Source organism: Shewanella sp. SG41-4 (assembly GCF_014164505.1).
GTDB lineage: Bacteria > Pseudomonadota > Gammaproteobacteria > Enterobacterales > Shewanellaceae > Shewanella.
This window is the reverse complement of sequence record NZ_JACJFI010000135.1, coordinates 1-11,165: the sequence shown is the minus strand read 5'-3', so window position 1 is coordinate 11,165 and position 11,165 is coordinate 1. Positions and strand designations below refer to the sequence as shown.

14 protein-coding genes and 1 pseudogene are annotated in these 11,165 nt (G+C 39.4%); 12 read left to right on the top strand and 3 right to left on the bottom strand.

Annotated elements, in window-relative coordinates; genetic code table 11:
* Both H5202_RS13045 and H5202_RS13040 read right to left on the bottom strand, forming a co-directional pair.
* The coding region (locus tag H5202_RS13045) for a DUF6602 domain-containing protein (protein WP_220493871.1) at positions 1 to 401 on the bottom strand (401 nt) is incomplete at its 3' end.
* A gap of 699 nt (positions 402 to 1,100) precedes the next feature.
* Positions 1,101 to 1,294, bottom strand: a pseudogene (locus H5202_RS13040) (IS3 family transposase); the annotation flags it as partial.
* A 641-nt stretch (positions 1,295 to 1,935) separates the two neighbouring features.
* Here H5202_RS13040 and H5202_RS13035 point away from each other — a divergent pair.
* The 3 genes from H5202_RS13035 to ssb all read left to right on the top strand — a co-directional run bounded on the left by H5202_RS13035 (position 1,936) and on the right by ssb (position 3,631).
* On the top strand, positions 1,936 to 2,172 hold the full coding sequence (locus H5202_RS13035) for a plasmid replication protein RepB (RefSeq protein WP_182772450.1): 237 nt from the start codon (positions 1,936 to 1,938) through the stop codon (positions 2,170 to 2,172).
* A gap of 11 nt (positions 2,173 to 2,183) precedes the next feature.
* On the top strand, positions 2,184 to 2,825 hold the full coding sequence (locus H5202_RS13030; protein ID WP_182772449.1) for a hypothetical protein: 642 nt from the start codon (positions 2,184 to 2,186) through the stop codon (positions 2,823 to 2,825).
* An 80-nt stretch (positions 2,826 to 2,905) separates the two neighbouring features.
* Positions 2,906 to 3,631: a single-stranded DNA-binding protein gene (ssb, locus tag H5202_RS13025; RefSeq protein WP_182772448.1), complete on the top strand. Its 726-nt coding sequence runs from the start codon at positions 2,906 to 2,908 to the stop codon at positions 3,629 to 3,631.
* 163 nt (positions 3,632 to 3,794) lie between these two features.
* On the opposite strand, the gene H5202_RS13020 is transcribed toward ssb, so the two are convergent.
* Entirely contained in the window at positions 3,795 to 4,541 is a 747-nt protein-coding gene (locus H5202_RS13020) for a phosphatase (protein ID WP_182772447.1), read from the bottom strand.
* 364 nt (positions 4,542 to 4,905) lie between these two features.
* Between H5202_RS13020 and H5202_RS13015 the strand changes: the two genes are divergently transcribed.
* From H5202_RS13015 to H5202_RS12975, 9 genes are all read left to right on the top strand, one after another.
* Positions 4,906 to 5,124 carry a DUF6500 family protein gene (locus tag H5202_RS13015; RefSeq protein WP_182772446.1) on the top strand — a complete coding sequence of 73 codons (219 nt, stop codon included), beginning with the start codon at positions 4,906 to 4,908 and terminating at the stop codon, positions 5,122 to 5,124.
* Positions 5,125 to 5,398: 274 nt separating this feature from the next.
* Positions 5,399 to 6,196 (top strand): MlaA family lipoprotein, encoded by a 798-nt coding sequence (locus H5202_RS13010; RefSeq protein WP_182772445.1) that lies wholly within the window; start codon positions 5,399 to 5,401, stop codon positions 6,194 to 6,196.
* Between the two features lie 3 nt (positions 6,197 to 6,199).
* Positions 6,200 to 6,601 (top strand): ATP-binding protein, encoded by a 402-nt coding sequence (locus H5202_RS13005; RefSeq protein ID WP_182772444.1) that lies wholly within the window; start codon positions 6,200 to 6,202, stop codon positions 6,599 to 6,601.
* Between the two features lie 6 nt (positions 6,602 to 6,607).
* Positions 6,608 to 6,937, top strand: a complete 330-nt coding sequence (locus H5202_RS13000; protein WP_011639120.1) for an STAS domain-containing protein — start codon at positions 6,608 to 6,610, stop codon at positions 6,935 to 6,937.
* Positions 6,930 to 7,727: an ABC transporter ATP-binding protein gene (locus H5202_RS12995; RefSeq protein WP_182772443.1), complete on the top strand. Its 798-nt coding sequence runs from the start codon at positions 6,930 to 6,932 to the stop codon at positions 7,725 to 7,727. The genes H5202_RS13000 and H5202_RS12995 overlap by 8 nt, the downstream gene beginning before the upstream one ends.
* Entirely contained in the window at positions 7,727 to 8,521 is a 795-nt protein-coding gene (locus H5202_RS12990) for an MlaE family ABC transporter permease (protein WP_182772442.1), read from the top strand. The genes H5202_RS12995 and H5202_RS12990 overlap by 1 nt, the downstream gene beginning before the upstream one ends.
* Before the next feature lie 12 nt (positions 8,522 to 8,533).
* Positions 8,534 to 8,983: an outer membrane lipid asymmetry maintenance protein MlaD gene (gene mlaD, locus H5202_RS12985; protein ID WP_182772441.1), complete on the top strand. Its 450-nt coding sequence runs from the start codon at positions 8,534 to 8,536 to the stop codon at positions 8,981 to 8,983.
* Positions 8,983 to 9,558 carry an MlaC/ttg2D family ABC transporter substrate-binding protein gene (locus H5202_RS12980; RefSeq protein ID WP_182772440.1) on the top strand — a complete coding sequence of 192 codons (576 nt, stop codon included), beginning with the start codon at positions 8,983 to 8,985 and terminating at the stop codon, positions 9,556 to 9,558. Before mlaD ends, H5202_RS12980 begins: the two co-directional genes overlap by 1 nt.
* Before the next feature lie 9 nt (positions 9,559 to 9,567).
* The gene (locus H5202_RS12975) at positions 9,568 to 10,725 is read left to right on the top strand and encodes a PP2C family protein-serine/threonine phosphatase (RefSeq protein WP_182772439.1); all 1,158 of its coding nucleotides are present in this window, start codon (positions 9,568 to 9,570) and stop codon (positions 10,723 to 10,725) included.
* Positions 10,726 to 11,165 lie beyond the last annotated feature (440 nt).

Here is an 11,165-nt window from a genome sequence, read left to right as displayed (position 1 = left end):
TTTTCAACAGGGTAAACTTCATACATATCTCTTCTGTTCATCAAAGTAATCAACTCATCAGAGTCATAAAGAACGATATCCATTTCACGACTTAAATGCCCTGAAGGAGAAGCAACCCTGACACTAGTAGCTGAAACTGAATATTTCTTTGGCAAACAGCCGTTGTTACTCAAGAAATCTCTTAATATGGTTTCTCTCACATTACCAACATCACGTGCGTGGTGAATATCTTTTGAGCGTTCATAGTCAACGGTCATCTGAGCTTGCTGATATAAAAACTCCCTCTCTAATCCGTGAAACTCTCGATCTTTATTCCTTAATGCAATAGCTCTATTTGCTTGGTCTAAAAACCTTTCACGTAGCTTTTTTTCTTTTTCTTCGAAGTCATTTTTCTTCTTCATTGAGATAACCTGTAAATATTGTTTGTCTGGAAGAGGGCTGTAATCACCTAATACTGTATTAAAGCATGAATAAACTGTAGAGAAAATCAATAGTGGCCAGTAGTTTAGATTCATTCGTGCTAGTTATAAGGTGTGAGAAACGCCTCCCTATCTTTACATGAGAAAATCTATGGCAAATCGATATGAACATATTCTAAATGATTAAATCCACTAACCAACTTTGGGGCAAAAGTGATTTACTCGTCTAGGCTCATTTCTGGACACTTTTGAGTTACGGGGTGGTAAAAGTCAACTGATTTCAGGTTCGAAAACGTATGGAAAAGCTCTATACCTGTGGCCAATTTATATTGACCACAACAGTAAAATAGGCCTAACCAATTCATCCTAAATGGAATTCCGGGGGGGGGGGGCGATGTGCATGTAAGTCTTGATGGGTGTGAACCACTATTCCAAGGTGAGGAAGCGATAGTGAGAATATCATTTGTCCCCTTCGCTTTCAGACAATAATTAATTGAATAGGAATAAACCCGTAAATCAAATTACACATATTTACCTGTCTTGCGTATAATTATACATGAGTTAGATAATTACGTGTAATTAGAGGTCACAATGAGTGATTGGAATTTTTTAGACCAGAATTAGCAGAGCATTACCTTATGCGGTTAACGGCGTTTTTCAAGACAGTTGTCGCCTAAATTGTTAAGCAGCGTCTTTATGTTGCCCTAGATTTAACGCCGCAGCGCCTATTGGCTGCCAGTTTCGCTCTTCTTTTGACCATCGCTCTGGTGTGGTGTCACAAACTTAATCCTGCTATGGCGATGCTCGTTGCTGTACCAATAAACAAATTCATTGACCCATTTACGCGCTTCATCTAACGATTTAAAACCTTCACTGTAAGCGTCCGACAAACTACGCCCTGCCTATTAATCTGCCAGGGTAAGAGGCTGCTGAGGTCACATAATTGCTCTAAGCAGGTAATGACCTCAGTCGCTGATACGTTAATTGAAGTTATAAAGAAGATCAAACAGGTAATTTTTTCTTTATTGAGCATTAAAAACAAAATTTTGATGCATAAATTACGAATTAAATATCCATGTAAAAGCTGAAAACAAGCATTGAAATACAATTATCAATGACTTACCGCATGTTTTCAGCTTTTACATGGATCTAATATCAAGTAGTTTCATGTTTTGTAAAAGTTAAGTTGACACTGAGGGTAGCACTTACAAATCACTAGTGGTTTAGTTTATATGGGCATAATTACACGCCTATTTCGCATTGCTGAGATTGATGATGTATAGTCAGGAAAAATACATAGTTTAAATTTTTAGTCGGGCTAATGTACTAATAATTTATTTTTTAAAAAAATCAAAATCAAAATACGATTGGTCAAATTTCGGTTTAGATGATACAATCAAAAATTGAATTTGATTGTGCATTTTTTGTTTTTGATTGGTTTGCTACAAGTCATTATACTGTGGATTTTTATTTTGACTTATGAGCTAATTTCATTTTCAAGTTTGGATATAAATTGATGAAGTTACATGAGTTAAGATTGCAGTTTGATGTTGGTGGTTTCGTAGGATGCACTATTACTTATTCACCATTAGGCAATGGATATATATTGATAGCAAACGCTAAAACCAAAACTAAAGACGCTTGTATGACAGCTCAAAGAGGTGATCAACTTCGAGTTTTTAAGAGCATTGATGCAGCTGTGAGCGCTGCTAGAAATGTTGGTTTTAAAGACATTCTTTTATCGCTACATTGATTGGAGTTGAAATGCTTAGACCAAATAGAAGCCGGCACGGGAAAGAAGCATTTTATCAGGCTTTAAGAGCTTCAGTCATTGATTTAGCAACAAACAATATAGTTGAGAAAATAAATCAATCATCGGTAATTAAAAATGCAAAATTTACTGATGGCACAAGTGTTGGTGAAACGACACTTTATGGAAAAAAAAGCGATAAGCAATATATTCACAAAGATTTTATGCTTGAGCTAGATGCGTTGATCGAGTCTGCTTCAACAAAGAATTCAAAACGAAAAACTATCGCAAAGAAAATTGAAAGTAAATCGGAGTCGATTGTAAGACTCCGAGCTGAAATTAAAGAACTAACAAATGAGTATCAAGTACTTCTAGGGCAGTTTGTCGAGCTTGAGGTAAGTTACAAAAAGGTTAACGATAATTCCAATACTCAAATTATACAGTCGTTAGAGTCTGAGATATTTGTCCTTGCATCACTGTTGAACTCACGCATTGATGGACGCGTTAGACAGATCGCTAATGTTGTAGAACGGTATGAGACAAAACACTCCGGTCAGGTCCGCCTTACACATGCAAAAGCAGAAGTTACCAATTTAGAGCGTAAAATAAGTGACTCTACAGTGACGTCCTTATTTGGTAATATTGGTGATAAATAACAACTCATAATCAACTATATAGTAAGTGTGGGTTAAAATAGAATTTATATTATTGTATTTAAAGAATAAAGAGGTGTTTTATGAGTAAAGGTTCAGTGAACAAAGTGATTTTGGTCGGTAACTTAGGCAAAGACCCTGAGGTTCGTTACATGCCAAACGGCAATGCTGTTGCCAACTTTACTATAGCGACCAGTGAGTCGTGGAAAGACCAACAAGGTCAAATGCAAGAACGTACCGAGTGGCACAACATTGTTATGTATCGTCGTCTTGCAGAAATTGCTGGCGAGTACTTAAAGAAAGGCTCTAAAGTATATTTAGAAGGCAAATTGCAAACCAGTAAGTGGCAGGATCAGACTACCGGTCAAGACCGTTATAAGACTGAAATCAACGCTATGGAAATGCAAATGTTAGACAGCCGCAACTCAGGCGATAATGCCGGTGGTGGTCAATATCAAGGGCAAGGTCAAAGCTCAGGGCAAAACGCTGGACAAAATATGGGACAACAACCGTCTCGTCCTGCACCGGCTCCTCAAGCTCGTCCGCCACAACCACAATACAATCAAACTGCGCCAGCTGCAGGTAATGCAGCATACCAAGCTCAGCCAAATTCTGGCCAGCAAGGTGGTGGTTACCAGCAATCTGCGCCAGCGCAACAAGCAGCACCTGCTTATGCACCAAAGCCTGCCGCTGCACCTCAGGGTAATTTCCAACCACAAAATGCCCCAGCACAGCGTCCAGCACCACAGCCACAACAAAACTTCACTCCAGATTTAGACGAAGGCTGGGATGACGATATTCCGTTCTAATTTCCACTAGAGATTACACAATCCAATGTGTTGATTTAAACTTTTAAGGCCTGCTTTTGCAGGCCTTTTTGTTTTCTACGTTAGAGAAGCAACGAGACTGACTCTGCCAGCGGTATCTTTATGGTGTAAATATCACTGTGGCAGTTTTGAGATATAAAATGTTTTATTCAATTAAAACAGAGTATTCATCAAGTGACTTATGACCTCTCGCCGTCAAAAAGCTCAACAACGCTTCGGGACTACGGTTCAGTAAGCGTTCAATTGGAAATTCCACTGTTTCAATGACCTCAATGGCTTTTTCAAACTCGCCTAAGCTAAAAGCAACGTGTGAGTCAGAACCCATAACGAGCAATCCACCTGCTGCTTTTACTGCATTGGCGATTTCAATACAGTTACATGTACTGCCTTTTCTCGACGTCAAAAAAGAGGAGTTATTTATTTCTAGCGCCACGTTATGTTTGGCAGCGGCACAGGCGACGCGCTTAATATCGATTGGATAAGCAGGGTTGCCAGGGTGAGTAATAATGTCGACATTACCACTTTCAATACAGTTAATAAGTGCTGTAGTGTGAACCTCTTTAGTCGATGGTGGGAACACGGGTTCATGAAAACCTGCCAACACGATATCGAGCTCTTGCAAATAATCACCAAAAAAATCAATCTCGCCATGTTCATTTTTGATATTCGCTTCAATACCACGTAGCACACCAACACCGTCGACTATTCTAGGCAATACTCTCATATTTACGAAGTGCCAAAAATGGGGCGCATCAGCCATATCTGGACCATGATCGGTAATGGCGAATAACTTGATACCTTTGGCTTTAGCAACACAAAGGTAATCATGGACGGTACTATAAGCATGAGTTGACGCTATAGTATGCGCGTGAATATCAACAAGGAATTTCATGACGAGTCTCGTTCTCTGAAACAAAAACAGTAAACATCGAGTCTACGCCGTTAATTGGGCTTTCTCTATAATCACTTGAGGTAAAATAGTCATTATGCTCATGGTGACAAACTTTGTTGTTACTACCTACCTGACAATATAACGTGTTTATATGAAGCCTTTGGTTGTGTCGATAGAATCACTTTTGTTGATTATTAGCCGTCGGTGTTGAGGAATATTGCCGAAGATATTTTGGCGTTATACACGGCTTTTTTCCGAGATTAGCAGTTAGCCAATCGGCTGACCGAGGTATTGCTGGTGCTGATGGCATTAACGATGATGTAGACCATTTGGTATTAAATCTATTTAAGCGACTGAGTAAATAATGAGAGATGAATTAAGAACGAAAATTATTGATGTTTGTGATAAAAAAATCGCGACAAAAGGTGATAACGTCGGTTTGTCGTTTTATGCATTTTTTGCCAACAAAAATGATAATCCTCAATTATTGATGGAAGCGGCAACATGGTGGATTCACACTCACCAATTGGATCATTTTGTAAAGGCCCACAAAATTAAGCAAATGATTCTTAACGGCTTGTAATGTTCTGCAACAATTGAGCATAACTGAGCAATACCGACCAATATTCAATAAGTAACCTAGATAGGTTAAGCCATTCCTGACTTGATAACATGAACTATTTAGCGGATTTAATGATGATACAAGTGATTGTTGAACGCTCACTCAAAAATGTATTGAGGGTTTTCATTATTTTAATGTTATATTTTCAATCTTGAATGTGGCTAACGATATAAAATATCGTGCTCAAAACCGATATGGTTAGCACATAACTTGTTTAAAAAATCCGGAGGAATGGGTGGGAATAATTGGTCGACTGTTAGTTATTGGCGTCACTTTACTCTTTTTTAGTGGCTGTGCTAACCCCTCTACACCGGGTGATCCATTTGAATCGGTTAATCGTAAAAGCTGGGACTTTAACTACAAGGTCATGGATAAGTACGCTTTAAAACCAGCAGCAGAAGGCTACGAGAAAGTCCCTCAGCCGATCCGACAAAGTGTGACTAATTTACTGTCTAATCTAAGTGAACCTCTTTACGCAGTTAATAACCTCTTACAATGGAAAGTGACCGACAGCGGTAGCAGTGTTTTACGTTTTGTGGTCAACACCACAATCGGCCTTGTGGGGCTTTTTGATCCAGCTACCGATATGGGATTAATGAAAAAAGAAGAAACATTTGCGCAAACCTTTGGTGTTTGGGGTATTGGCAACGGACCTTTTATTATGTGGCCTGTTTATGGTGCCAGTACTGCACGTAATACCGTTGGCGATTTTGTTGATGTGTTTGTTTATCCCTTATCTATTCTGTCGTTTGAACAACGGGCCGGAAAGTTTGTGCTGGAAGGTTTAGACAGTCGGATTGAATTTCAGCAATATGAACCCATATTAGACGGATCGTTAGATCCATATGGTTATGTTAAAGATGTTTACCTGCAGCGTCATGCGCACTTGGTCAATGACGGTAAAGTGGATGAGACAGAATCAGATGAATTTGATCTAGAGTTTGATGACGAACTATTAGATGATGAGCTATTAAATGATGCACCTGCAGACAACAAATTAGACGGTAACACTGATTTGGAGATAACGGACTAGCCAATGTCAAACATCAAAACGTTTTCATCTTGTACGAGTGAATTAAAAAATATTCGCGAATTTGTGGTAGATGCATGCCGCGATTTTCCTTTTAGCGAAGGTAAAGTCAATGAAATCGTATTAGCCGTTGACGAGGCTTGCGCCAATGTTATTCGTCATGGTTATCACATGTCGAAAAAGGGCTGCATAGAAATAGTGGTCAGCAGTAATGATGAGCATGCGCTATTTGTGATTAAAGATGTGTGTTCGCAGATTACTGACAAGCAATTAACTCCGACAGAAAACAATTTATGTAAACCGGGAGGGTTAGGTCTTTGCCTCATTCATTATGTGGCTGAAAAAGTAAGACTTATCCCACATAAAGGCAAAGGTAATTGGCTAGAGCTGACGGTTAAATTTGAGTGATATGAAATGAATATTGAAATTGAGACACATAACAATTACCAAGTGGTTAAGCTTTATGGTGAGGTTGATCTGAGCAATTCGCGCAGTATCAAACTCGACATCATAAAATTAATTAAGAGTAAAAATAACATCATTGTCGATTTCACCCATCTACAATATATCGATAGCTCAGGCATGGCTTCACTGGTTGAGGCCTTCAATGAAGCCAGAGAAAACGACACTGAGTTTCATATCGTTGGTGCTAATGGTTCACCGCTTCAAGTATTGCAACTAACCCGTTTGAACACGGTGTTTAACTTAGCTGATTCAGTAAGTGCTGTGAGTAACAATGGTTAAGCCTATTATTACAGTAGAGCATTTGTTTGCCCAATATGGCGAGACCCATGTACTCAAAGACGTCAATTTAGAGGTCAACCCCGGCGAAATTCTGGTGGTGATGGGCGGGTCAGGTTCTGGTAAAAGTACCTTGCTTAACCATATGCTCGGGCTTAAAACCCCGAAATCAGGCACTATCATGATTGATGGTGTGAATATTTTTACTGCCAAAAATAAGCAATTACGCAACTTACGCAAAAAAATGGGCGTGGCTTTCCAAGGCGGTGCACTGTTAAGTTCATTGACGGTGGCTGATAATGTCAGATTACCCTTAGAGCATAATACTTCTTTAGATACCCAAACCATTGATATTATGGTGCGGATGAAGCTTGAATTAATGAACATGGCTGGAACAGGTCATCTAATGCCTTCGGAGTTATCTGGTGGCATGCTCAAACGAGCTGGACTGGCTAGGGCCGTTATCATGGACCCTAAATTACTGTTTTTTGATGAACCTTCAGCAGGGCTTGATCCCACGACCGCAGTTGAACTTGACGAGCTTATTCTCACCTTAAGAGATGCCATGAACATGACCATCGTGGTGGTGACTCATGAGTTAGAAAGTGTGTTTAAAATTGCCGATCGCGTGGTGGTATTGTTTGCTGGTGAAGTGGTGGCGAATGGCACCGTTGATGAGATTAAAAACTCACCAGATGAACGTATTCAAAACATGATCAACCGTCAACCAAACACTTACAGAGATGATGGTGAGGTTTATCTTAATCGGCTGTTAAATAAGGATAAAATATAATGAACGCCTTATTTAATTCGATAAGTAATTTGGGCGCTGCCACGCGTAAAAATATTGATAGTGTCGGCCTAGCAACATTGTTTTTACTGCGTATTATCAGCAGTTTATTTACTGGGCTGGTGTCATTTAAGCAAGTAATTAAGCAGATATACTTTATTGGTAATCGGTCTTTAATTGTCATTATTGTTGCCGCGCTGTTTACCGGTATGGTTGTGGCACTGCAGTTTTACGATACCTTGGTGCGCTTCGGTTCAGTGGATTTATTGGGTTCGGCAGTTGCCTTGAGCCTGATTAAAGAATTGGGTCCGGTGATGACAGCATTAATGGTGATAGCAAGAGTAGGCTCTGCCACCTGTTCAGAAATTGGTATTATGCGCAACGAGCAACAATTTGATGCGCTTGATTGCATGGCGATTAACAGTTACCGATATGTGATGCTGCCAAGACTATTGGCTGCATTATTTTGTGTGCCTATGCTAACGGCCGTGTTTGACTTGGTGGGCATTGGCGGTGGTTATATCGTTGGAGTACACATTCAAGGAGAAAGTCCTGGTGCGTATATTCAAGGTGTAATGGATACGATTAGCTTTAAAGATGTGCTGGTTGGTCAAATAAAGTCACTGGTATTTGGTTTGTTTATTATGTGGATACCTTTGTATTACGGCTTTTATTTACACCTAAATCAAAAAAATATGGGCGCTGAAGGCGTCAGCAATGGCACCACTCAGGCGGTGGTAATGAGTGCAATTATTATGTTGTTTAGTGACTATATCGTTAGCTCGTTAGCGCTATAACTAGAGGTATCAATGAAAAACAATTACGTCAATTTTCTCGTCGGCCTGTTTGTGTTATTCGGGATAGGGGCTTTGGTATTTATGTCAATTACCATTGGTGGAGCATCGGTTTCTAATAGTGGTAACTACACCTTAGTGGCTAAATTTGAAAATTCTTCAGGTTTAAAAGAAGGCGCCTTTGTCGAAATGTCTGGTGTACGAGTTGGGTTAATTCAATCAATTAGCTACGACCCTAAAGCGTATGAATCTGTCGTTAAAATATCATTAGATAATGCGATTACTGTACCTGATGATTCCATCGCCTCTATTCGTACATCTGGTATTATCGGCGACAGATTTGTTAAAATATCTACCGGTGGCTCAGAAGTTAACATGGCAGATGGTGAAGAGTTTATTGAAACAGAATCATCAATCAGTATAGAAGAGTTAATCAGCAAATATATGTTTAGTCAGGATAAATAATGAAATCAATAATTTTTTTAATCATGATGTTAGTCATGCCGTCTTTAGCTTTTGCAGCGCAAGAGCCTACTGCACGGGTTAAATTGGGTGTGGCAGATATCATTAGTATCGCATCAGATAGTGCCTTGTCAGTTGACCAGAAAAAACAATCACTCAGTGCCGTGATTGAAAAACACGTCGACATACAAGCCTCTGCACAACGAGTGCTAGGTAAGTATTGGAGAGAGGCAAGCGATACTGAAAAACGTCAATTTATGGTGTTATTAAAAGGTGTATTAGTCGATACCTATATCGTGTTGCTAGAACAGTATGATAATCAGACTGTTGATTACACCAATGAAACCATTAAGAAAAAAGTGTATGCATCCGTCGACACTGAAATTCATACCAAAGAAAATATCATTCCGGTTTCATATCAGCTTTATCAACGTAATAATGAATGGAAAATTTACGACTTTGTTGCTGAAGGTTTATCGATGATCCGTACCTTTAGTAACGACTATAAAAGTACCTTGAAAAAAAGCGGTGTCTCTGGTTTGAATGAAGCCCTTGCTGCTAAATTAGCCCAAACGTAAGGTTTTCCCTTGAACATAGATAGAGCACTAGCAAATCGCATTATTGATGAAACGTTATGGTTTAAAACCAATTTGGCCGTCACATTAAGTGAATTTAATTATTACTTAATTAAAAAAAATGGCCAGGTCAGCTGTAATTTTTCATCCTTGTGTGATGAGCATTACAGTAGGCTCTATCAACAGTTTCAAGCATTGCCGTTACAACATAATATAACTGAAATTTTGCCATTAAATGACGACGGTAAAATGTGTTGGGTGCTACCTTTTGGTAAAGAATCGAGCTTGTTTGACTGCATTATTCTGCTCGATTTACCCGTAGAAACCGAGCCAAATCATATTAGCTCGCTGTATTTTAGGCTTTTGTACCAATTAAAAAGCTTCCAGTTTTCTGAAGTCTCTTCACAACTTAACGCTGCCCAAACGTGGATCCGCGATGAGATAGAAGAGATTTCACGCTTACAACAATTGATGTTGCCAGACAAAAATATCGAACTCAGTTCTGTCAAAATGGCTTATACCTATAAAGCGATGAAAGGTGCTGGCGGCGATTATTTAGACATTGTTGATCTTGGTAAAAGTCGCCCGGATGTCCGAGGCGATATCGGAATGATTATTGCTGACGTATCGGGTCACGGCCCCGCCGCCGCAGTAGAAACCGCAATGATAGACGCCATCCTACGCACCTTTGAGCCAAAAGATTTAAACAGCAGTTCTTCTGAAGTACTCAATTATATCAATCAACATTTTTTTACTAAAAAGCCACGCGGCAGCTTTTTAACCGCCACAGTGTTGCGTTATAACTTCAAAGGAAAAGAACTTATTTATGCAAATGCAGGCCATCCCCACGCCTATTTGAAAAAAGCCAACAGGCTGGTTGCCTTAGATCAAGGCGGCATTCCTATTGGGGTGTTGCGTGAGCAAAATTGGGATACTTACCGGGTCAGTGTTGATGTGGGTGATATCTTATTTGTGTATACCGATGTGGTCATCGAAACGCAAAATGCTCACAAAGAGTTATTCGGTTTCGATCGCTTAGAAAAAGCCATCAGCGCAGCGCCCGATGAACCCGAAGCTATGCTGGAGTATTTAGAGCAGCAAATGAAGCAATTTTGTGGTTTTTCAGAGTTTCAGGATGATTTGACCATGTGCGCTATCCAGTTTATTTAACCAGAACTCGGGATAATGGATGAACTTAGCTATTTAAAATCAGCATGTTAACCAAGCTCACTTTCAAGCTTGTCATTTGTTATGTTAACAAGGCGAATTGACGCGTCAATAGCTAGCCTATTGTAAGTCGATTCAACACAGTTAGCAGGACAAAGGGTTGTTTGAAAGGCGTTTATTATCCCGAGCTCAGGTTATTTAAGCTCATTCACTCGATATTTTTAACGAATGCAATCGCCAGCTGAATAACGGGTGGGATGATGATATTCCGTTCTAATTTACATTATATTTAAATTTGTAGATTAAAATTCTACAGTTTAAAAAAAGCCCTGACTTTATGGTTAGGGCTTTTTTTTGCTTGTTAGACTATTAAGCGGTTAACGCTTCAGATGGGCCAAAGAATTCATAATGAATTTGGCTTGCTGGTACACCTAAGCTGGTGG